Raw genomic sequence first — 20,475 nt, 5'->3', positions numbered from 1 at the left:
ACAACACGAAAGGCCGGTGCCACCTGGTGGCACCGGCCTTTCGCATCAGGAGCCTGCTCAGCCCAGGAGCTCGACGTCGGAGTTGCCGTAGTGGAAGTCGCGCACCACGGTCAGCAGCTCGTCCGCGGACAGCTCACCGCTGTTGTCCGTGTCGACCTGGTCGAACAGGGTGGTGGTCTTCGACTGGTCCACGCCGATCGCGGTCAGCCAGGTCGCGAACTCCTCGCGGCTGATCTGGCCGCTGTTGTCCTTGTCGGCGAGGCCGACGACGCCCTCGACGATCGGGCGGAGCGCCCGGTCGAAGTCGCGCTCAGCGCCCTTCTCGACGAGCATGCCGGCCGCCGACATGAAGTCGTCCTCGTTCATCGAGCTGGCGCCGTTGGCCACCTGCTGGAACATCGAGGAGAACGCGTTGGTCAGCTTCTGCGCCTTCGCGCTGGTGGGGCTCTCGCCGAACGCCTGCGCGATCCGCTTGGCCTCCTGCTCGAAGTCGGACTGCTCCAGGGCTCCGCTGCCGTCGATGTCCCACTTCGCAAAGCGCTTGCGCAGACGCTCGGTGGCGATGGCGTTGGCCATTGGTCACACTCCCTTTTCTTCATTACCACTCGGAAACAGGACGGGGAGGGAACCTCCCCGCACCCCAACGCGGGAGATTGTCGTTCCCCGCGCAGGTCTTCAGTTGCGGCTCAGATCCGAGCCACGTGCTCCCCCGCGACCACACCGCGGGTGTCCAGCAGCGGACACGCAGATCCGGACAACGTCCTGGTGTCGTACTCCGCGTGCGCCTGTAAGAGGATCGCCAGGTCCGCGGCGGCCAACCCGGCGCGAAGTCCGTCCACTTTGGATATTTCGGATCCGTCCACGGCGAACGAATCCACGTGCGGGTCGTGGAAGACCACTTCCGCGCCCCGCCGCATCAGCTCGCGGGCCACCGGGAACGCCGGGGACTCCCGGGTGTCGGCGACGTCGCGCTTGTAGGTCACGCCGAGCAGCAGCACCCGGGCATCCCGAAGTTGTTTGTCCTGGTCCCGCAGCAGTTCTGCGGAACGGTCGACGACGTGCCGGGGCATCCGGTCGTTCACCCCGCGAGCCGCGTTCAGCACGTCGAAGGTGAAGCCCTCCTCGCTCGCCTTGCTCGCCAGGTACAGCGGATCGATCGGGATGCAGTGCCCGCCGACCCCGGGTCCGGGGTCGAACGGAACGTAACCGAACGGCTTGGTGCCCGCGCAGCGCAACACGTCCCACACGTCGATGTTCACCCGATCGCAGAACTGCGCGATCTCGTTGACCAGCGCGATGTTGACGTAGCGGTAGGTGTTCTCCAGCAGCTTGGCCAGCTCGGCCTCGCGGGTGCCGCGCGCCACCACGACCGAGTCCACGAACCGCCCGTAGAACGTCGCGCCGTACTTCGCGCACAGCGGCGTGACGCCGCCCACGACCTTCGGAGTGTTGCGCACGCCGAACGAGGCGTTGCCGGGGTCGATCCGCTCGGGCGAGAAGACCAGGTGGAAGTCGGCGCCGACGGCGAGCCCGCTACGCTCCTCCAGGATCGGCCGGACGGTCTCCTCGGTGGTGCCGGGGTGGGACGTGGATTCGAGCACCACCAGCATTCCCGGGCGCAAGTGGTCGCCCACCGCGCGCGCTGCGGAGCGGACCGCGGCGAGGTCGGGTTCACCGCCGGACAATCCGGTGGGCACGCAGATCACGACGGTGTCGGCCATGCCGATCACCGAAGGGTCGGTGCCGGCCCGGAACCCGCTCGCGACCAGGTCGGCGACCACCTCGTCCGGGACGTCCCCGACGTGCGAACGCCCGGCGTTGAGCCCCGCCACCACCGCATCGGAGATGTCGAGACCGGCGGTGCTCAGACCGGCCTCGCACGCCCGGGCGGCCAGCGGCAGCCCGACGTAGCCGAGCCCTACGACGACGAGATCAAGCGGCATCGCGGGACTCCAGCGGTGTCGTCGGTGCTGCCGCGTTGCCGGGCGCCGCTACGGCTGCCAGCGGGCTCATGCCGAGAAGCTCCCGCTGCCCGGCGCGACGTGCGTGCCATGACCGGGCAGCACGATGACGGAAGGCCCCAAGCAGAACGGGTCGCCGTAGATCCGCACCGGACTATCGGTGTTGTTCGTCAGGACGTGCGCGGCGAGCGGGAGCTTCTGGCAGCCGGTCGGGTCGGCGTACGTCGTCAGCGGCTGCAGCTCGGTCTCGAAGACGACGACCTCGCCGCTCGCGGCTGCCGCGGATCCGGCGGCGAGCGCCATCGCGGCCGCACTCGCGGACAGCAGCACCGGCGTGGAACGAAGCAGGCTCATCATCAGGTCCCTCCATTGGATTTCTGGTTCGCAGCGCGGGTTTCGGCGATCGGATCAACGGCCGATCCGAGTGGCCGAGGACAGCGCACCCACGCTGACGGTCATCACGAGCACGCCGAGCACCGCGACGATCGCGGCTGTTCTGCCCGGCGCTTCCCGCACCCCGGCGGACTCCGCCAGCTCGGGCGGAGCACTAGGCGGCGGCACCTCGGGCAGAGGCGCCGCAGCGCGCGGGGGTGGCGCGGGTGGGGCCACCGCACGGGCGGTCGCGCGGACGACGTGGGCGGAATCCGCGACCGCACCACCGAAAACCCCGATTCCGGTCACGGTGAGGTCCACCCGCTCCCCCGGTGCCGCGCGACAGGTGTAGGTGATCGACTGCCCAGGTGCGAGCTCGCCGATCTTGCGCTGGCAGGCGGCGGGCTGCCCGGTGACCTCGACGTCGACCAGCCGCACCGATGACGGGTTGTGCACCGTCACCGGAACCAGCGCCGCTTCGGTCGTCGGCGCGAACGCGATGTTCCCGATCGACAGCTCGATCTGCGCCTGCGGCGGGATCTCGACCCTTCCGCCCGCCTCTGCGGTGACCTCGGCCCCGTCCGGCGTCGTGCCCCGCACGTGCGCAGTCAGAGCGCCGTCCTCCGGCGCGGCGCCCCCGCACGAGACCTCGGCGCTGCGCCCGGGTTCCAGCCGGTCGACGTCGCGACGGCATGGACCGGTGCCGAGCTCGGCCTCGATCCGGTCCAGTGGAACGCCGCCGGTGTTGGTGATGACTGCGTGCTGGGTGATCGGCTCGCCCGGACGTGCGGCGGACGGCTCCGCGGTGGTGCGGACGTCGAGCGATGCCTGCCAGCTGACGCGCAGGCGCCACTTTCCCCAGCAGGGCTCGCCGGATCCTGGAACCGCCCCTCGAACCACGACGGTGCGCCCGTCGGCGGCGAGGATGCTGGGCAGCCGGTCCGAAACGTCCGCGTGCGCAGTGGTGTTGCCGTGCCCGTCCCGGGTGAAGCGCTCGGCCACCACCCGCTCCGAACCCACCTTCAGAGCTGCGGCGGGGGCATCCGGCCACATCCCGGGGACGAAGCGGCACCACCCCATCACGTCACCGCCCCATTCGAGTTCCGCGGTGAGATCTCGAGTTTCGCGAGGGATGTTCAGCTCTGCCACCGAGTCGATGCCCGGAACCACGACGCCCCCGACCGTCGTCGAACCGCCGCCCTGGTCGCCGTTCTGGCGACTGGCGGTCGGCCCGTGCGCGGCCACGAGCCACGGTGCGAGCAGCAGGAGCGCGCACACCAAAAGGCCCGATGGACGCGCGCCGGTCAAGGTGCGCATGACTACGAGATCCCCCTCTGTAGCAGGCGTTTTCCGGAAGAATCCGAGATCGCTGTCACGTTCGGTCACATGATCGACGCAGACGGTAACACCCCCGAAATCGGGCAGCGGGTCGCTCGAATTCGAGTCCACAGTGGATCGACTTCCGGGCGTGAGCTGCTGCGCAAGACCCGGCACCACCCGGTCGGCGTAAAGCGGCACCGATAACCCGCGACATGTTCGGGTTCTCAATACCACTCGATTGAGCGGAGTTCGTTCCGGTTCAAGGGCTTTAGCCGACCTCGCCGGTACCTTCACTCCCGGCCGCGCCTGGCTCTCGGGCGCTCGGCATCCTCGACCCCCGCACATTCGTTAGGACCTGCTGCCGTGATCCTCATCAGCCTGCTGGCGATCGTCCTGCTGGCCCTCGCCGTCGCCGGGTTCACCGTGCTGAACGCCCGCCGCAAGGCGTCCGCATCCGGCGAGGCGGATTCGGATTCGCAGTCGTTCGTCGGCGGTGTCCTCAGCGCCCTGTTCACCGTGGTGCTCGCGTTCTACATCGTGTTCGCGTGGCAGAACGGGGACGACATCGACAAGGCCTCGCAGCAGGAGACCAACGCGCTCATCGACGTCTACTGGCAGTCCAGCGTCGCCCCGCAGCAGCAGGCTTCGGCCATCCAGTCGACGATCACCCAGTACACCGCGCGGGTCGCCGACCAGGAGTGGCTCGCCCACGACGCCGGCGAGGCCGATCCGGAGGCCGAGCAGCTGCTGGCCGAGCTGCGCTCGCAGGTGCTGGCGCTGCCCGCCGACAGCGAGGCGCTCAAGACCTCCCGGGAGCAGTCGCTGCAGGACATCCGCCAGATCACCGAGCACCGCCAGCAGCGGGTGACCATCGCGACCGACGACCAGAGCTTCAACGTCGTGCTGCTGGTGGCCAGCATCCTCGGCGCGGTGCTGATGATCGCCTTCCCGCTGCTGATCGGCCTGAGCATGCGACCGGCCAACGTCGCGGTGATGGCGCTGCTCGCGGTCACCCTCGGCTTCACCGTCTACATGTCGTTCGAGCTGCTCCACCCGTTCAGCGGCCCGTTCGGGGTCGATCCGGACTCCTTCAACGCGGCCCAGGAGACCTTCCAGACCGCTTCGCGACCCACCTCCTGAGCTCCAGCGCACGCCGACCAGATCGAAGAACGGGAGCCGACTCGCCCAGCGGGACCATCCGCTCGGCGAGTCGGCCGTTTGCTGCTGCCGGGCCGCGCGGGGAAACTTCGACCAGCGAACCCCGGGCGGACGTCGCGGTCCCATCATGCCCACGTCCGGGAACCGAGAGGAGATCGATGACCCCGCAGCCCGCTGACCTGCTGGTCCGATGTGCCAACGTCCGCACGCTGGTCGCCGGTGAAGGACCGCGACGGGCCTTGGCCGTGCGCGGGGAGCGGATCGCCGCGCTGTCGGCGGATCCGGACGGGCTCGACGAGCTGGTGGGCCCTGGCACGACGGTGCTGGACCTGCCGGGTTCCACCGTGCTGCCGGCCTTCGACGACACCCACACCCATCTGATCTCGGCGGGCGACAGCGCGCACGACGTGGCCGTGGACGGTGCGCGTTCGATCGCCGAACTCTTGGACCTCATCCGGACCCGGGCGGCGAAAATCCCTGCTGGGCAGTGGATTCGCACCAGCGGTCACTGGCAGGAGCTGAACCTGGTCGAGCGCCGCTTCCCCACCGCCGACGAGCTGGACCGGGCCACCGACCAGCACCCCGTGCTCGTGTTGCGCGGCGTGCACAACCAGGTGCTCAACCGGCACGCCCTCCGGCTGTGCGGCATCGATGCCACCACGCCCGACCCCGAAGGCGGCAGCATCGCGCGGGACGGCGACGGGCGCCCCACGGGCCATCTGATCGACGGCCTCGCCCTGATCCAGCCGCACCTGCCCGCGCCCGATCCGGCGAGGAAGCTCGACGGGCTGCGCCTCGCCTCCCACGACTACGCCGCCACCGGGATCGGTGTGGTGCGCGACACCAACTCCTCCCTGACCGATCTGGACGCGCTCGCGCAGCTGCGGGACGCCGGGGAGCTCGGCTGCCGGGTGCGGGTCCTGCTGACCACGATGGGCTTCACGTCCGTGCGGCAGGTCGAGGACGTCCTGGACGGGATGGAGGAATGGCGGCGCCGCGGCGACTCCTGGTTGAGCGTCTGGGGCGTGAAGTTCTGGATGGACGGTGGCATCGAATCCGGGGCCCTCGAGCACCCGTACTGCCCGGCGCACTCGCCCGTTCCCGGCTACACCGGACAGCTGGCCTGGGACGAGCAGGTCCTCCAGGACGCTGTGGAGGCGGTGGTGCGGCGCGGCTGGCGCGTCGGCATCCACGCCTACGGCGATCGCGGGGTGCGCACGCTGCTCGACCTGTTCGAGAGGGTGCAAGCGCGTCTGCCGGAGCTGCCCCACGGGACGCTGGTCATGGAGCACGGCGGTCTCGCCGACGGCGAGCAGCGGCGCAGGGCGGTCAGCATGGGGATCCCGGTGACGGTGCAGCAGCCGCTGCTGTTCGACGTCGCCGCCGTCCAGGCCGAATATTGGGGCGGTGAAAGGGTTTCCCACCTGTTCCCCGCGCGGGAATGGCTTGACGCCGGGGCCGACGTCTCGGCCGGATCGGACTTCCCGGTCGGCATGTACGGGGCGGCGCACTCGCTGTACGGCCTGACGACGCGGCAGACCGTGGACGGCGTCCGCGGCCCCGAGCACGCCATCACCCGCGAGGAAGCGATCGCCCTGCACACCACGGCCGCGGCCCGGCTGACCGGCGAGAGCGACCTGCGCGGTCAACTCGCCCCCGGACGCCTCGCCGACCTCACCATCTGGCCCGAGGACCCGTGCACGGCGGCCGAGGAGGAGTTGGACGGGCTCCGGCCCAGCCACACGATCTTGGGCGGCGCCGTGGTCAATCCGCGCTGAGGTCCGGACGCTCCTTGGCCGCGTGGTGGAGCGAATCGCCGTTGTGGAGGGTGTCGATGATGGTTCGGTGGTCGAGCACCCGCCCGACCCCGCGCCGCATCGTCCGCAGGGTGGCGCGTTGCGCGTCGGCGTTGTCGGTCGCGTTCACGTCGGAGCCGAACACGACGTGGTAGCCGAGGGAGAAAGCGCTCCGGGCGGTCGATTCGCAGCAGAAGTTCGTCAAGGTACCGCACACGATCAGCGTGCGGACGCCGCGGCAGCGCAGCGCGTAGTCGAGCTCGGTGCCGGCGAACGAGTCATAGGTGTGCTTGGCCGAGATGACCCGCTCGCCGTCACGCGGGCGGAGGCGCCGGTAGAGCTTCGACCCGGGGGTCGATTCCGCGACCGCACCATTGCGGATGGGTGGCCAGAACGCGTAGAAGTCGTGCGCCACGTCCGGCGCAGTGGTGTGCTCGGTGTACAAGACCGGCACGCCCGTGTCGCGGCAGGCCGCGATGAGCGCTTCGACTCGCGGCAGTTGCCGGTACGCCTCGGGCACGCACATGGGGTTGCCGGGATTGACGAAGTCCTCCTGCAGGTCGACCACGATCAGCGCGCATTCCTCGGGCTTGATCTCGAAGGCCCAGTGCTTGTCGGTCTCGTAGTCGGAGTCGGCGAACGAGAGGGACTCGCGCTCGCCTTCCAGCAGTTCGTCCTCACCGCGGGAGTAGGTGTGCAGGAAATCGTTGACCACTCGCATGTTTCGTCCTCCAGTGCTCGTTTCAGGACGCATTGAACGGAACCGCCCGCGGCCCAGGTCACGACTGATCAGACTGGCCGAAGGCTGCCGACACGTCAGCGGGCCACGGTGTTGGGCGTCCGTCGTCATCCACGTGCACGACGGTGTGGCGGCCCTCGACGCAGGTTTCGCCGTCGCGCAGGACGAGCCAGCCGTAGGTCACCGACGTCCGCCCGACCCGCTCCGCGGCGAGCCGAATCTCGATCTCGTCGCCGGCGGCCAGCGCTCGGTGGTAGACGGCCTCGGTGGCCTTTCGCGGGAAACGGCTCACGTCGGTCACGCCGCTGCGGCGCAGCAGGTCGTGCTCGGCGAGCTCGGCCCACCGGAACACCGACGTCCAGTGGATCCGGCCGCTGGCGTCGGTGTCGGCGAAGGCCACCCGGTGGGGCCGCACCAGCTCGGTCACGGGTGCTGCTCCCGGCGCCGGGCGGAGAGCCCGGAGCGGTACTGCTTCGGGATCGGGTGCCCGCGGTAGTCCTGGTCCAGCGCCGCGTTGAGCGTCCAGTACGGGTCGACCAGGTGCGGGCGGGCGATCGCGCACAGGTCGGCGCGCCCGCTGGCGATGATCGTGTTCGCGTCCTCCACCGAGGACACCGCGCCGACCGCGATCGTCGGGATGCCGGTCTCCTGGCGGATCCGGTCGGCGAACGGGGTCTGGTAGAGCCGCCCGTGCTTCGGCTTCGCGTCGATGCTCGTCTGACCGGTGGAGACGTCGATGATGTCCGCGCCGTGCGCGGCGAGCATCGGGGCCAGCGCGACCGCGTCGTCGCCGTCGAACCCGCCGTCGACCCAGTCCGTCGCGCTGATCCGGACGCTGATCGGCCGGTCCTCGGGCCAGACCTCGCGCACCGCGTCCAGGATGCGCAGTCCCAGCCGCGCCCGGTTCTCCAGGCTCCCGCCGTAGGAGTCCTCGCGCTGGTTGGACAGCGGGGACAGGAAGCTCGACACCAGGTAGCCGTGCGCGAAGTGCAGCTCCAGCAGGTCGAAACCGGCTTCGGCGGCGCGGCGCGCGGCCGCGACGTGGTCGGCGACGACCTGGTCCAGGTCCGCCTCGGTGGCCGCGCGGGGGATCTGGCTGTCCGGGCGGTAGCGGATCGGCGAGGGGCCGAGGATCTCCCAGCCGCCCGTCGGCAGCGGTTCGTCGATGCCCTCCCACATGACCTTCGTCGAGCCCTTCCGGCCCGCGTGCCCGATCTGGGCGCCGATCTTGGCGCCGGTGCGGGTGTGCGCGAAGTCGACGACGCGCGCCCAGGCGTCGCGCTGGGCGTCGTTCCACAGCCCTGGGCAGCCGGGGGTGATCCGGGCGTCCGGGGAGGTGCAGATCATCTCGGTCAGCACCAGCCCGGCACCGCCCTGCGCGCGCCCGCCCAGGTGCACCAGGTGCCAGTCGTCCGGCATGCCGTCGGTGGCCGAGTACTGCGCCATCGGCGAGACGACGATCCGGTTCGGCAGCTCCAGCCCGCGCAGCCGGTACGGGTGGAACATCGGTGGCGTGCCGGTGGCGACCTCGCTGCCCTGCGCCCGGGTGCGTTCGGCGAGCCAGTCGTCGACCCGGCCCACGTAGTCGGCATCACGCAGCTTGAGGTTGTCGTAGGTGACCCGCTGCGACCGCGTGAGCAGCTGGAACGCGAACTGCTCCGGTTCCAGGTGCCGGTAGCGGCGGGCTCCTTCGAACCACTCCAGGCTGGTCTGCGCCGACCGCTGGAGCGACGCGACGACCGGCTCGCGGTCCTCCTGGTAGGCCTTGAGCGCGGCCTCGACGGCGGGCTCGCCGTCCACCGCGGTGGCCAGCCCGATCGCGTCCTCCAGGGCGAGCTTGGTTCCCGAGCCGATGGAGAAGTGCGCCGTGTGCGCGGCATCGCCGACCAGCACCACGTTGCCCGCCGCCCAGCGCTCGTTGCGGACGACCCCGAACGACAGCCAGCCGGAGTTGTTGCCGATCAGGCCGTGCCCGTCGAGCAGGTCGGCGAAGACCTGCTCGCAGAACCGCATGCTGGCCTCGTCGTTCTCCCCCGGTTGCCGCGGCACGGCTGCGAACCGGTCCAGGCCGGCGCGCCGCCAGGTGTCCTCGTCGGTCTCCACGATGAACGTCGAGCGCTGCCCGTCGAACGGGTAGATGTGCGCCCAGAACAGGCCGAACTCGGTCTCGACGAACTGGAACGTGAAGCAGTCGAACGGCCGGGTGGTGGCGAACCAGACGTACTTCGCGCTGCGCCGGTCCACGCTCGGCCCGAACTCGTCGGCGAGCTCGGTGCGGATCCGGCTGTTCACGCCGTCTGCGGCGATCACCAGGTCGTGCTCGGCGCGCAGCTGCTCCAGCGGTGGTGCCTCGGTGGAGTAGCGGACGTCGACGCCGAGCCGGGTCGCCCGCTCCCCCAGGATGCCCAGCAGCCGTTTGCGCTCCAGGGCGGCGAAAGCGTGCCCGTCGCTGCGCTCGCGGCTGCCGAGGAAGTCGACGTCGATCGCCGACCAGTGCCGGAACTCCGCGGCGATCCGGCCCAGCGACTCCGGGTCGGCCGCCTCGATGTTCTCCAGCGTTTCCTGGGAGAACACCACGCCGAAGCCGAAGGTGTCGTCCGCGGCGTTGCGCTCGTAGACGGTGATCTCGCGGGACGGGTCGGACTTCTTCAGCAGGATCGCCGAGAACAGCCCGCCCGGCCCGCCGCCGACGGAAACGATCTTCTTCGCGGTCACGAGTCCCCCTCGGGCAGTCGGACGAGTCCCTCCTGGACGACCGAGGCCAGCAGCCGGCCGTCGGCCGAGAACAGCCGCGCGTTGCCGAGCCCGGTTCCCCTGGTGGCGATGGGAGATTCCTGCACCAGCGCGACCCATTCGTCCATCCGGCCGTCGTGGTGCCACCACATCGCGTGGTCCAGGCTGGCCGTGACGACGCCGTCGTCCGCCCAAGCGGCCCCGTGGTGGCGCAGGATCGGTTCCAGCAGCGTGTAGTCGCAGACGTAGGCCAGCGCGCTGCGGTGCACGGCCGGATCGTCCGGCAGCCGTTCCCAGGCCTTCAGCCACACCGTCTGCCGGCGTCCGCGGCCGCCGTCCGGTCGCGTGTAGACCGCCGACGGCGAGTGCCGGATGTCGAAACTCCGGTGGAAGCGCCAGTATTCGGCGTCCCGGGTGTCCTCGCCCTGCAACGCGTCGGCGGTGCTGGGGAGTTCGGCCGGGTCACCGGCGTCGGCCGGCAGTGCGTCGGAGTGCTCGACGCCCGGTACCGGAACCTGGAACGAGGCCATGGCCTGGAAGATCGGTTTGCCGTTCTGGCTGCCGCGCACCGAGCGGTGCGAGAAGCCGCGCCCGTCGCGCAGCCGCTGCACCTCCCAGCGGGTCTTGCCGTTGACGTCGCCCGCGCGCAGGAAGTAGCCGTGCAGGCTGTGCACCCGGCGGTCCTCGCCGACGGTCAGCGACATGGCCCGCTCGGCCTGGGCGACGACCTCGCCGCCGTAGGCCCGGCCGGACGGGATGACCTGGTGGCCGCCCAGGAACGCGTCGTCGCCGTCGGGAACGAGGTCGAGCGCGCTCAGCAGCGGAGCGGTGGAGCGGGCGGTCGCCTCGGGCATGGGGGTCTGCTCGGTGCTCATGCGCGGCGGTACCCCTCGAGGATCGAGTCGTCGACCTCGGGGAGGTTCACGACGATGTTGTCCGGTGTCCGGCAGGTCAGCCACACGAGTTCCTCGGTGGTGCTCATGTTGCCCTCGACGTGCGGCATGAACGGCGGGACGAACACGAAGTCGCCCTCGGTCATCTCGATCCACTGCGAGTAGTTCTCGCCGTACCAGATCCGGCCGGTGCCCTTGAGCACGTAGCCGCCGGTCTCGGCCTCGCCGTGGTGGTGCGGCAGCGAGCGGTAGCCGGGCTCGTTGGAGACCTTGCCGTACCAGATCTTCGTCGCCGGGGTGTGCTGCGGCGAGACGCCGGAGATCCGCACCGCACCGCCGGACTGGCCGGTGCCGGTGTCCTCCTGCCCGGCCCGCGTCACGACCGGGACGGCGTCGAAGTCGAGCTCGTCATTCATGCGGAACCTCCTTTGCCGGGCCGGGATCCGCGTCCCGGCGCGTGGTTTCGATTCGGATCGGGGTGCGCAGGACACCGACGCCTTCGAGGTCGACCTCGACCAGGTCGCCGTCGGCGAGGGACCTCGGCGGGGTCTCGGCGGCGCCGACACCGGCCGGGGTGCCGGTCAGCACCACGTCGCCGGGTGCCAGCGCGGTGAAGGACGAGATGTAGGACAGCAGCGCCGCGGCGTCGAAGACCAGGTCGGCGGTGTCGCCGCGCTGGACGACCTCGCCGTTGACCCGGCAGGTCAGCGCGAGCCCGGCGCCCGGGTCCAGTTCGTCGGCGGTGACCAGGACCGGGCCCAGCGGCGTGGTGCGGTCGAACGACTTGCCGGGCAGCCACTGCCCGGTGTGGCGCTGCCAGCTGCGCACCGACAGGTCGTTCGCGGCGGTCCACCCGGCGATCGCGGCGGCGGCCTCGGCGCGGGTGGCCCGGTGCAGCGGCGCCCCGACGACAGCGGCGAGCTCGGCCTCCCAGTCCAGGCCTTCCGCCCAGTCCGGGACGGTCACGACGTCGGACGGCCCGGTGAGGGTGTCGGCGAACTTCGCGAACAGGGTCGGGTGCTGCGGGACCGGACGGCCCATCTCGCGGATGTGCCCGGCGTAGTTGTGCCCGCAGCACACGACTTTCGACGGGCGGGGCACCACCGGGGCCAGGTCCAGGTCAGCGGGCATATCCGGGGCTCCGGCGAGAGCGCTCTCGGCGATGTCCCGCCATGTCGGGTGCCCCAGCAGCTCGCCGACATCGGCGAAGGGAAGCGGCACGACGCTCCGCTCCGCGACCACGACGGCACGAGTCGCGCCGTCCACCCGAGCCGTTCCGAGCCGCATCCCCACTCCAGAAATATGTCGTTTCCATGACGATCGACAGGAAAGCACAATCTCTCCAGAGGACACAAGAGCACCTGTTCCGCTGGACCGATCGGCGTATTCGCACGACACAGCTCGGCAGAACTAGTCGACCAGAAGCCTTGTCCCGCACTGCGAATCATGCTCTCATTACCGCCGTTACAGACGCGACATGTTCGTGCCTAGCGTTGATACCGGGACGAGGGCTGGCGATGGCAGATCAACTCTTCTGGAATCCCAAGACCGAGCTGATGCCCCGCGAAGACCTGCGGGCGCTGCAGCTGGCCAAGCTGCGCAGGGTGGCGGAGTGGGCGCAGGCCCGCAGCTCGCACTACCGGCGCACCTTCGCCGAAGCCGGGTTCCACCCCGACCAGCTGCGCACCTGGGCCGACATCGACCGGATCCCGTTCCTCACTCGGGCCGAGTGGATGGCCGGCCAGGACGCCCTCCCGCCCTACGGCGACCTCCCGGTCACCGGCCCGGAGAACGCGATCCGGATGCACACCACCAGCGGGACCTCCGGCAAGACGCCGCTGCGTGCGCTGGACTCCCGCAAGGACTGGTCCTGGGCCGCGGAGATGTGGTGCTACGCGCTGTGGGGCGCCGGGGTGCGCCCGCACGACATCGGCTACGTCGCGTTCGGCTACGGCTCGTTCATCGGTTTCTGGGGCCTGCACAACGGTTTGGAGAAGCTCGGTGCGCTGACCATCCCCGGCGGCGCGCAGACCACCGCGCAGCGGGTCAAGCAGATCCAGGACTTCGGCGCGACCGTCGTGGCGTCCACCCCGACCTACGCGCTCCGGCTGGCCCAGGAGGCCGAAGCGCTCGGCATCGACCTGCCGGGCGGGCCGGTGCGCGCGGTGATCCTCTCCGGCGAACCGGTCGGGGCGATCAAGGAGACCAAGGCGCTGATCGAGAAGCGCTGGGGCGCCAAGGCTTTCGACACCGCGGGGATGACCGAGGTCTCGACGATCTTCATGTTCGAGCCGAGCGAGCAGCCCGGCGGTTCGCACATCATCGAGGACCACTTCATCGAGCAGGTCATCGACCCCGACACCGGCCGCGAGGTCCCCTACGGCGAGCGCGGCGAGCGGGTCTGCACCTCCTTCGGCCGCAGCACCACGCCGCTGCTGCGCTACCGCACCGCGGACCTGGTGGTGAAGGTGCCGCACACCGCAGCGTCGTCCGGGCGGACGTGGGACCTGTACGAGGGCGGGATCATCGGCCGCGTCGACGACATGAAGCTGGTCCGGGGCACGAACGTCTACCCGGGCGCGGTGGAGTCGATCGTGCGCCGGTTCCCCGAGATCGAGGAGTTCCAGATCCGCATCGAGCGCTGCGGCGACCGCGACGAGATCCGGCTGCTCCTCGAACCGTCGCCGGTGGTGGACGACGCCGCCTGGGAACTGCTCTCCGGCAAGCTCGGCATCGACCTCGCCGAAGCGCACGAAGGCCTGCGGTTCCTGCTCGAACGCGCCGCACCGGGCGAGCTCCCGCGCCCCGAGCTCAAGGCCCGCCGGCTCACCGACCTGCGCCCCACCAGCTGAGGAGACGCCCATGACCACGCCCACGCCCCGCGGCGGAACGGATCTGCTGGGTCGGCCGCTCGCCGACGACGAGCAGGCGATCCTCGACGTCTACCGCGCCATCCAGGCCGCCCTGGCCCGCGACCTGCCGCCGTGCGCGGCCGCCAACCTCCGGGCGGCGCTGGCCCCGGTCGCGGTCACGATCACCGACCTCGGCCTCTGCTACGAGCACCTGACCGATCTGTCGGTCTGATCACCCCCGTTCTCCGATCCAGCGAGAGGAACTCCGCATGTCCACGACCACCTCGTCGATCCAGCACGTCAACCCGGCTGAACTGGCCAAGCCCTCGGGCTTCACGCACGCGGTCCGGTGGGGCGACACCGTCCACCTCTCCGGGCAGACGGCGTTGGACGCCGACGGCCGGATCGTCGACGGCGACATCGTCGACCAGTTCCGCCGGGCCCTGAGCAACGTGGTGACCTCCCTGCGCGAGGCCGGTGGTTCCCCCGAGAACCTGCTGTCCGTGCGGATCTACCTGACCGACGTCGCGGGCTACCAGGCGCGCGGCCGCGAGATCGGGCAGGTGTGGAAGGAGCTGTGCGGCCGCACCTACCCCGCGATGACCGGTGTCGGCGTCACCGCGCTGTGGCAGCCCGAAGCCCTCGTCGAGATCGAAGCCGTCGCCGCCATCCCGTCCTGAACTCCGCTCGGTCATCGCCGGTCATGCCGTTGCTGACGTCGGTCCGATTGCGGCGATCCCGGCCTCGCCGGTCGGCGTGAGCCGAACGCTGCGGGGCACGGTCCCGCGGCTGATCCATCCGAGTTCGAAGAGCCTGCTGGTGAGCGCGGTGCCGAGCGGTCCGGCGAGGTGGTGGGCCTGTTCGGTCCAGTCGACGCAGTAGCGCAGGGGACGCCGTTGGTCGAGCGCCTTGGTCGGCAGGCCCCATTCGGCCAGCGCTGCCGCGCCGTGGGCGGTGAGGCGGTACTGGCTGCCTTTGCCGGGTGCGGAGAGCCGGTCTCCGGCGATTTCGGGACGGTGGCGTCCGTCGCCGCCGGTGATCCAGCCTGCCTCGAGCATCCGCTGGAACACGTGGACGCCGAGCTGTCCGGCGAGGTGGCGGTAGCAAGTTCGCGCGTTGCGAAGTGCGCCCGCTTTGGTGTGCTGACGCAGTGAGGTGATGGGGGTGCGTGGTGCGAGCCGCGCCAGCGCCTCCAAGACGCCTTCGACCTCGTGACTGGCCAGCCGGTAGTACCGGTGCCGTCCTTGCTGCTCGACTCGCACGAGGTGGTGCTCGAGCAGGATCGCGAGGTGGTTGCTGACGGTGGACGCGGCCACACCGGCTTCTTCGGCCAGGCGCCCGGCGGGCAGGGCTCGGCCGTCGGCCAACGCCATGAGCACCCGGGTGCGCCTCGGGTCCGCGAACGCGCTGGCGACGTGCGCGATGTCGGGTTCGCCCGCCGGAGAGCTCGGAGCGTCCATGCCCCGATGGTAGGTGCGAAATGTTTCGACCCGGGCTGAAGCTTTTCGCCGCGAGGATCGGGGCATGCACCGCAGCGCACACGACACCACAAGAACGACTCCGCAGAGCGGAGGCGCTGGGACGAACTGGCCGCTGACGATCGGGCTGTGCGCCGGCTACTTCCTGGTGCTCCTCGACGTGACAGTGGTCAACGTGGCGCTCCCGCGGTTGGACGCGGACCTCCACGCCGGGACCGGGCTGGCGTGGGCGGTGGACGCTTACACCGTTCCGCTGGCCGCGCTGCTCCTCGCGGCCGGTGCGGTGGGTGATCGGCTCGGTCATCGGCGCTTGGTCGTCATCGGGTTCGCCGGGTTCGGCATCGCCTCGATCGCCTGCGCGCTTTCATCCTCGATCGCGGTCCTGATCGTGGGCCGGGCGTTGCAGGGCGTGGCCGCGGCCCTGATGCTGCCGGGAACGCTGGCCATGTTGTCGCAGGCAGCGCCCGACGAGCGAGCCCGCGCCCGAGTGATCGGGCTGTGGGCCGCAGTGGGAGGTGCGGCGTTGCCGGCGGGCCCGGTGGTGGGCGGACTGCTCGTGCAGGCAGCGGGGTGGCGGGCCGTGTTCTGGCTCGGCGTCCCGATCATCGTCCTCGCGTCGGCTGCTGTGCTCACTTCGGCAGCTGGAACGCCTCGACCAGCAGAGGAACGCGGTGTCGACTGGGGCGGCACGGCTCTCCTGGTCGTCGCGTTGGGATGTCTGGTGACCGCAGTCATCCAGGGGCCCGGCAATTCCGCGCTCGGCGGAGCGATGCTCCTGGCCGCGGTGTGCGCCGGGGTTGCGTTGTGGCACGTCGAGAGGCGGGCACCGCAACCCCTGCTGCGCGTTCCGCCGGCGGCTCGGCGCCCCCTGGCGATCGCGTGCGGGATCGCCGCGACGATGAACTTGTGCGTGCAGGGAGCGTTGTTCGTGCTCACGCAGATCTTCCAGACCGTTCACGGGCTCAGCCCACTGGCGGTGGGACTCGTGATGCTGCCGGCAATGGCACCGCTGCCGCTGCTCGGCACGGTCTCGGCCAAGCTCACGAACAGGTTCGGTTCCTGGCGGACCAGCGCGCTGGGGCTGCTGATCGCCGTCGCCGGGTTCACCGGCTTGGCCCTGACCACCCGCGACGCGGTGGACTATCCGGCCCTGCTGTGCTCGCTGGCCGCGTGGGGCACCGGAATCGGCATCCTCACACCGGGAATCGTCACCGCCGCCATGCGTTCCGCTCCCGGCTCGCCGGGGACCGCATCGGGCGCCAGCAACACCTCCCGGCAAGCCGGCGGAGCAATCGGGGTGGCCGTTTTCGGCGCCGTCGCCGGAACACCGGCAGCGCCGTGGTTCGCCCAGCACGTGGGAATCCTCATGTGGGCAGGCGCAGCAGCGTTCCTCGTCGCTTCGGTGGTCTGCTTCCTCCCGGCCGGAACCCCGAACTGACCCCCCTGCGGTTCGTCCTCAGTCCGCACCGGGTTCGGCGCCGTCGAGCACCAGAACAGCGTGTTCGCGGGCCGGGCCGGCGAGACGCGCGCGCAGGTCCGCGAACAGCTCCTCGGCCCGCACCCCGACCCAGTCCTCGGGCAGCAGCTCCAACGGCAGGCCCGGGTCGAGGTACGGCAGGCGCCGCCAGACCGTCACCATCGCGACGTAGTCGGCGAAGGCCTGCGACGGACTGCCATCGCCCTCGTCCCACCGCCGCCGCACCGGGTCGTACTGCGCCAGGAACGTCGCGTACTGCTCCTGCAGCGCACCGAGGTCCCACCACGACGCCACCGCGTCCCGGAGCGGCGAGCCCCCGACCCGGCGAGAGCGGAACAGCTCGGCATAACCGCGCAGTTCCGACCTGTCCAGCGCCGCGGTCACCGCGGTTTCCAGGTGCGCCGGGGAGATCCACAGCCCCGGCGCCACCGTGCCCAGCCCGAGCCTGGTCAGCAGCGAGCGGATCTGGTGGCGCTTCTCCCGCTCCGACTCCGGGACCGAGAAGGCGACCATCAGCCAGCCCTCCTCGACCCGGGCGCGCCGGTGCGAGAAGATCCGCTCGTCGCCCTCGGCCAGCACTTCGGAGGCGCTGTCGGACAGGCGGTAGCCCGCGACGTCCCCGGAGCGCTCGGCGACCAGCAGTCCCCGCCGCTTCAGCCGGGAGACCGCAGACCGCACGGACGGCCCGTCCACCCCGAGGTCGCCGAGCAGCCGGACCAGCCTGGCCACGGACAACCAGCCGCCCCGCTCCCGGGAGTACAGCCCGTAGAGCGTCACGATCAACGCTCGCGGCGGAACCGCACCCCCGGCAGGCGGGTCGAGCTCGTCGTTCTGCGCACTTCTGACGGTCGTCACGGGAACAGCGTAGGAGACCCCGAGCTCCCGGTCAGTCCACCCGGGAGTAGCGCTCGTCACGCCAGGCCAGCGCTGCCCGGAGGCCCTTGGTCGCGACGAGTTCGGTGAACTCGGCTCGTTCGGGGGTGTCGGCGGAGTTGAGGACGGCGGCGATGTCGTGGTTCGCCTCGACCGCGTCGCGCAGACCCATCGCCTCGTACGCCCGGGTGAGGGCGCGCTTGGTGTAGCGCAGGATCGAGAGCGGGGTCAGGGCGATCTTGGCCGCGAGCCGGTCCACGGTCGCTTCGAGCTCGGCGGGCGCGACCACCCGGTTGATCATGCCGAGCTCCAGGGCGCGAGCGGCGTCGACGACGTCGCCGGTGTAGAGCAGCTCGTTGGTGGCCTTCTGCCCGAGCAGGAACGGCATGAGCAGGGTGACCGGGCCGGAGCCGAAGCGGATCTCGGGTTCGCCGAACTGGGCGTCCTCGGTGGCGACGAGCAGGTCGCAGGCCATGGCCAGTTCGCAGCCGCCTGCCAGGCACCAGCCGGAGATCGCGCCGATGACCGGCTTGTCCAGGGACCAGACCTTCATCGTCAGGCCGATGTTGTTGGCCAGGCCTGCGTGCCACTGCTCGGCGGTCGAGACGCCCATCTCGACCTCCTGGGCGATGTCGTAGCCGACGCTGAAGGCGCGTTCCCCGCCGGTGAGGACCACGACCTTCACCGCGTCGTCGCGCTCCGCCGCGTCGAGCGCTTCGGTGAGCTCCCGCATCACCTCGACCGACAGGGCGTTCAGCTTCTTCGGCCGGTCGATCGTCAACCACGCGACGAGACCGCGGGTTTCGCTGCGCACGAACTCCATGCTGTTCCTCCTGTGCTGGTACCGGTTCTGGCTCGACGGGGTTCTAGGCGAGGACGGTGGAGACGCGCACCGCGTTGGCGAGGGTGTCGCGGATGGGCGACCGCCGCTGGACGGCGTCGGTGAGTTCCTGCAGGCCTTCGCGAGACGTGTTCGGGGACTCCGCGTGCACCGTCACCCGGATCTCCTGCGCACCTGGGCGGACCGACTCGTCCAGCCCGAGGAAGCCCTGCAGGTCGAAGTCGACCTCCATGTCCAGGCGCAGCGACGAGAGTTCGATGCCCCGGACGGCGGCGTTGGCCGCGTAGGTCACCGCGTAGCAACCGGCGAGTGCTTGCAGGACGTACTCCCCCGGGCTGGCCGCGGTGTCGGTGCCGAGCAGGGCGGCGGGCTCGTCGGATTCCAGCGTGTAGCGCGCGGTCCGCTCCTCGACGCGGTTCCCGGCTTGGCGGACTTCACCGGTAGTAGCGGTCTGGCGGCAGCCGCCGCCCCAGTTCGTCCCGAGGGTGAAGGTGACCTGGGCGAGTTCGGGCCGGCCCCGGACGGCGTCGAGGGTCGCGTTCAGGGCATCGCGGTCGACGCCGTTGAGGACGTTGGCGGTCTCGGTCACGTGATTCTCCTATCAGTGCGCGAAAACTGTTGTGCGGTGGTCAAGTTCGGGAAGGAGCCGGAGCCGCGGTGCTCTGCTCGGAACCGAGCGTGCGGCGGAACGTTTCGGGCGCGAGGTAGGCGCAGACGCCGGTGATCGCGCTCAGCACGAGGAAGTAGGCGACGACGAGCCACGGCCGGCCGTCGTTGAGCGCCAGCAGGCTCGTCGCGATCAGCGGGGCGAAACCACCGGAGATCACGGATCCGAACTGGTAGCCGAGGGACACGCCGCTGTAGCGGACCCCGGTGGAGAACAGCTCGGTGAAGAACGCGGCCTGCGGGCCGTACATCGCGTCGTGGAACACGTTCACGCCGACGACCATGCCGAGCACGATGAGGAACTCGTTGCCGGTGTCAGCGATCAGGAAGAACGGCGCGATGAACAGCGCGCTCGTGACGGTGCCGAACAGGTAGAGCGGGCGGCGTCCCCACACGTCGGACAGACGGGCCCACAGCGGCACCGAGACCAGGCCGATCGCCGAGGCGACGAGGACCGATTGCAGGCCGATGTTGGAATCCTCGCCGACCGAGCGGGCGATGTAGGCGATGCCGAAGGTGGTGTAGAGGTAGTAGACGGCGTTCTGGGACAGCCGCATCCCCGCGGACAGCCACACCGCGCGGCGCTCCTTCTTGACGACGTCCACCAGCGGGCGTTCCGAGAGCGCGCTGTCCTCCTTCATCTTCGCGAAGGACTCCGGTTCGACGAGCCTGGAGCGGATGAGGAAGCCGACGACGACCAGCACACCGCTCACCAGGAACGGAATTCGCCATCCCCAGGCGAGGAATTCCTGCGGGCTGAGGGACGTTCGCGCGATGGCGAACGCCCCCACCGCCAGCAGCATGCCGCCCGACACCCCGATCTGGGTGAAGCTGCCGTAGAGGCCGCGGCGGTGCGCCGGTGCGGTCTCCACCGACATGAGCGCGGCGCCGCCCCATTCGGCGCCGACGCCGAACCCCTGGACGAGTCGTAGCGCGACGAGCAGCAGCGGGGCTGCGACGCCGATCTGCCCGTACGTGGGCAGGGCGCCGATGAGCGCCGTGCCGACCCCCATGGTGATCAGCGAGATGACCAGCATGGCCTTGCGGCCGATGCGGTCGCCGAAGTGGCCGCCGATCAACGCGCCGAGCGGGCGGGCGAGGAATCCGACGGCGTAGGTGCCGAAGGCGGCGATGAGCCCGATCGCCGGGCTGACGTCGGGGAAGAACAGCGGGCTGAACACCAGCGCCGCAGCGGTGCCGTAGAGGAAGAAGTCGTACCACTCGATGGTGGTGCCGACGAAACTGCCGATCGCGACCATGCGCACGGAGTTGGTGCGCCGCGCCATTGCTTGCGCCATGTTGAGAACACCGTTCTG

At 70.4% G+C, this 20,475-nt stretch carries 21 protein-coding genes; 6 read left to right on the top strand and 15 right to left on the bottom strand.

Annotation, left to right across the window (positions count from 1 at the left end; translation table 11 throughout):
- Positions 1–57: 57 nt before the first annotated feature.
- The 4 genes from OU415_RS04150 to OU415_RS04135 form a co-directional block, all read right to left on the bottom strand.
- Positions 58–576, bottom strand: coding sequence for an EF-hand domain-containing protein (locus OU415_RS04150; RefSeq protein WP_270947190.1), 519 nt, complete (start codon positions 574–576; stop codon positions 58–60).
- Between the two features lie 110 nt (positions 577–686).
- Positions 687–1,943: a nucleotide sugar dehydrogenase gene (locus OU415_RS04145; protein WP_270947189.1), complete on the bottom strand. Its 1,257-nt coding sequence runs from the start codon at positions 1,941–1,943 to the stop codon at positions 687–689.
- A gap of 66 nt (positions 1,944–2,009) precedes the next feature.
- The gene (locus OU415_RS04140; RefSeq protein WP_333776992.1) at positions 2,010–2,318 is read right to left on the bottom strand and encodes a hypothetical protein; all 309 of its coding nucleotides are present in this window, start codon (positions 2,316–2,318) and stop codon (positions 2,010–2,012) included.
- Positions 2,319–2,369: 51 nt separating this feature from the next.
- Positions 2,370–3,650 carry a COG1361 family protein gene (locus OU415_RS04135; RefSeq protein WP_270947188.1) on the bottom strand — a complete coding sequence of 427 codons (1,281 nt, stop codon included), beginning with the start codon at positions 3,648–3,650 and terminating at the stop codon, positions 2,370–2,372.
- 366 nt (positions 3,651–4,016) lie between these two features.
- Here OU415_RS04135 and OU415_RS04130 point away from each other — a divergent pair, with 366 nt between their 5' ends.
- Positions 4,017–4,793, top strand: coding sequence for a bestrophin-like domain (locus OU415_RS04130; protein WP_270947187.1), 777 nt, complete (start codon positions 4,017–4,019; stop codon positions 4,791–4,793).
- 176 nt (positions 4,794–4,969) lie between these two features.
- Complete coding sequence (locus OU415_RS04125; protein WP_270947186.1) at positions 4,970–6,589, top strand: amidohydrolase; 1,620 nt, start codon at positions 4,970–4,972, stop codon at positions 6,587–6,589.
- Here the strand turns inward: OU415_RS04125 and OU415_RS04120 are convergent.
- The 6 genes from OU415_RS04120 to OU415_RS04095 are packed head-to-tail and all read right to left on the bottom strand — an operon-like array spanning position 6,576 to position 12,259.
- Positions 6,576–7,328, bottom strand: coding sequence for a cysteine hydrolase family protein (locus OU415_RS04120; RefSeq protein WP_270947185.1), 753 nt, complete (start codon positions 7,326–7,328; stop codon positions 6,576–6,578). The two genes, OU415_RS04125 and OU415_RS04120, sit on opposite strands and share 14 nt — an antisense overlap.
- 58 nt (positions 7,329–7,386) lie before the next feature.
- Positions 7,387–7,773, bottom strand: coding sequence for an acyl-CoA thioesterase (locus OU415_RS04115; RefSeq protein ID WP_270947184.1), 387 nt, complete (start codon positions 7,771–7,773; stop codon positions 7,387–7,389).
- Positions 7,770–10,061, bottom strand: coding sequence for a bifunctional salicylyl-CoA 5-hydroxylase/oxidoreductase (locus OU415_RS04110; protein WP_270947183.1), 2,292 nt, complete (start codon positions 10,059–10,061; stop codon positions 7,770–7,772). Before OU415_RS04110 ends, OU415_RS04115 begins: the two co-directional genes overlap by 4 nt.
- The gene (locus OU415_RS04105; RefSeq protein ID WP_270947182.1) at positions 10,058–10,954 is read right to left on the bottom strand and encodes an acyl-CoA thioesterase; all 897 of its coding nucleotides are present in this window, start codon (positions 10,952–10,954) and stop codon (positions 10,058–10,060) included. The genes OU415_RS04110 and OU415_RS04105 overlap by 4 nt, the downstream gene beginning before the upstream one ends.
- Entirely contained in the window at positions 10,951–11,388 is a 438-nt protein-coding gene (locus OU415_RS04100) for a cupin domain-containing protein (RefSeq protein ID WP_270947181.1), read from the bottom strand. Before OU415_RS04100 ends, OU415_RS04105 begins: the two co-directional genes overlap by 4 nt.
- The gene (locus OU415_RS04095) at positions 11,381–12,259 is read right to left on the bottom strand and encodes a fumarylacetoacetate hydrolase family protein (protein WP_270947180.1); all 879 of its coding nucleotides are present in this window, start codon (positions 12,257–12,259) and stop codon (positions 11,381–11,383) included. The genes OU415_RS04100 and OU415_RS04095 overlap by 8 nt, the downstream gene beginning before the upstream one ends.
- Positions 12,260–12,489: 230 nt before the next feature.
- Here OU415_RS04095 and OU415_RS04090 point away from each other — a divergent pair, with 230 nt between their 5' ends.
- From OU415_RS04090 to OU415_RS04080, 3 genes are read left to right on the top strand one after another with little or no spacing between them, the layout of a single operon-like run.
- On the top strand, positions 12,490–13,824 hold the full coding sequence (locus tag OU415_RS04090) for a phenylacetate--CoA ligase family protein (protein ID WP_270947179.1): 1,335 nt from the start codon (positions 12,490–12,492) through the stop codon (positions 13,822–13,824).
- Between the two features lie 10 nt (positions 13,825–13,834).
- On the top strand, positions 13,835–14,056 hold the full coding sequence (locus OU415_RS04085) for a hypothetical protein (protein WP_270947178.1): 222 nt from the start codon (positions 13,835–13,837) through the stop codon (positions 14,054–14,056).
- A gap of 37 nt (positions 14,057–14,093) precedes the next feature.
- Positions 14,094–14,504: a RidA family protein gene (locus OU415_RS04080; RefSeq protein ID WP_270947177.1), complete on the top strand. Its 411-nt coding sequence runs from the start codon at positions 14,094–14,096 to the stop codon at positions 14,502–14,504.
- 21 nt (positions 14,505–14,525) lie between these two features.
- Here the strand turns inward: OU415_RS04080 and OU415_RS04075 are convergent, their stop codons facing one another.
- On the bottom strand, positions 14,526–15,284 hold the full coding sequence (locus OU415_RS04075; protein WP_270947176.1) for an ArsR/SmtB family transcription factor: 759 nt from the start codon (positions 15,282–15,284) through the stop codon (positions 14,526–14,528).
- A gap of 64 nt (positions 15,285–15,348) precedes the next feature.
- On the opposite strand from OU415_RS04075, the gene OU415_RS04070 reads away from it, so the two are divergent.
- A complete protein-coding gene (locus tag OU415_RS04070; RefSeq protein ID WP_270947175.1) occupies positions 15,349–16,740 on the top strand; it encodes an MFS transporter in 1,392 nt (463 codons plus the stop codon).
- Between the two features lie 18 nt (positions 16,741–16,758).
- Here the strand turns inward: OU415_RS04070 and OU415_RS04065 are convergent, their stop codons facing one another.
- From OU415_RS04065 to OU415_RS04050, 4 genes are read right to left on the bottom strand one after another with little or no spacing between them, the layout of a single operon-like run.
- Positions 16,759–17,634 (bottom strand): PaaX family transcriptional regulator, encoded by an 876-nt coding sequence (locus tag OU415_RS04065; RefSeq protein ID WP_270947174.1) that lies wholly within the window; start codon positions 17,632–17,634, stop codon positions 16,759–16,761.
- Between the two features lie 31 nt (positions 17,635–17,665).
- Positions 17,666–18,475, bottom strand: coding sequence for an enoyl-CoA hydratase/isomerase family protein (locus tag OU415_RS04060; RefSeq protein WP_270947173.1), 810 nt, complete (start codon positions 18,473–18,475; stop codon positions 17,666–17,668).
- Between the two features lie 43 nt (positions 18,476–18,518).
- A complete protein-coding gene (locus OU415_RS04055; protein WP_270947172.1) occupies positions 18,519–19,082 on the bottom strand; it encodes an OsmC family protein in 564 nt (187 codons plus the stop codon).
- Positions 19,083–19,122: 40 nt separating this feature from the next.
- Positions 19,123–20,457: an MFS transporter gene (locus tag OU415_RS04050; protein ID WP_270947171.1), complete on the bottom strand. Its 1,335-nt coding sequence runs from the start codon at positions 20,455–20,457 to the stop codon at positions 19,123–19,125.
- Positions 20,458–20,475: the final 18 nt, after the last annotated feature.

Origin of the sequence: Saccharopolyspora oryzae (genome assembly GCF_027853915.1) — a bacterium.
GTDB lineage: Bacteria > Actinomycetota > Actinomycetes > Mycobacteriales > Pseudonocardiaceae > Saccharopolyspora > Saccharopolyspora oryzae.
The sequence above is the reverse complement of the archived record's forward strand: the minus strand, read 5'-3'. Positions and strand labels throughout refer to the sequence as shown.

What these genes read in the sequence shown, in the direction of transcription:
- OU415_RS04150 (WP_270947190.1), bottom strand. Translation starts at nt 576, where the DNA reads ATGGCCAACGCCATCGCCACCGAGCGTCTGCGCAAGCGCTTTGCGAAG.
- OU415_RS04145 (WP_270947189.1), bottom strand. Translation starts at nt 1,943, where the DNA reads ATGCCGCTTGATCTCGTCGTCGTAGGGCTCGGCTACGTCGGGCTGCCG.
- OU415_RS04140 (WP_333776992.1), bottom strand. Translation starts at nt 2,318, where the DNA reads ATGATGAGCCTGCTTCGTTCCACGCCGGTGCTGCTGTCCGCGAGTGCG.
- OU415_RS04135 (WP_270947188.1), bottom strand. Translation starts at nt 3,650, where the DNA reads ATGCGCACCTTGACCGGCGCGCGTCCATCGGGCCTTTTGGTGTGCGCG.
- OU415_RS04125 (WP_270947186.1), top strand. Translation starts at nt 4,970, where the DNA reads ATGACCCCGCAGCCCGCTGACCTGCTGGTCCGATGTGCCAACGTCCGC.
- OU415_RS04120 (WP_270947185.1), bottom strand. Translation starts at nt 7,328, where the DNA reads ATGCGAGTGGTCAACGATTTCCTGCACACCTACTCCCGCGGTGAGGAC.
- OU415_RS04105 (WP_270947182.1), bottom strand. Translation starts at nt 10,954, where the DNA reads ATGAGCACCGAGCAGACCCCCATGCCCGAGGCGACCGCCCGCTCCACC.
- OU415_RS04100 (WP_270947181.1), bottom strand. Translation starts at nt 11,388, where the DNA reads ATGAATGACGAGCTCGACTTCGACGCCGTCCCGGTCGTGACGCGGGCC.
- OU415_RS04095 (WP_270947180.1), bottom strand. Translation starts at nt 12,259, where the DNA reads ATGCGGCTCGGAACGGCTCGGGTGGACGGCGCGACTCGTGCCGTCGTG.
- OU415_RS04090 (WP_270947179.1), top strand. Translation starts at nt 12,490, where the DNA reads ATGGCAGATCAACTCTTCTGGAATCCCAAGACCGAGCTGATGCCCCGC.
- OU415_RS04085 (WP_270947178.1), top strand. Translation starts at nt 13,835, where the DNA reads ATGACCACGCCCACGCCCCGCGGCGGAACGGATCTGCTGGGTCGGCCG.
- OU415_RS04080 (WP_270947177.1), top strand. Translation starts at nt 14,094, where the DNA reads ATGTCCACGACCACCTCGTCGATCCAGCACGTCAACCCGGCTGAACTG.
- OU415_RS04075 (WP_270947176.1), bottom strand. Translation starts at nt 15,284, where the DNA reads ATGGACGCTCCGAGCTCTCCGGCGGGCGAACCCGACATCGCGCACGTC.
- OU415_RS04070 (WP_270947175.1), top strand. Translation starts at nt 15,349, where the DNA reads ATGCACCGCAGCGCACACGACACCACAAGAACGACTCCGCAGAGCGGA.
- OU415_RS04060 (WP_270947173.1), bottom strand. Translation starts at nt 18,475, where the DNA reads ATGGAGTTCGTGCGCAGCGAAACCCGCGGTCTCGTCGCGTGGTTGACG.
- OU415_RS04050 (WP_270947171.1), bottom strand. Translation starts at nt 20,457, where the DNA reads ATGGCGCAAGCAATGGCGCGGCGCACCAACTCCGTGCGCATGGTCGCG.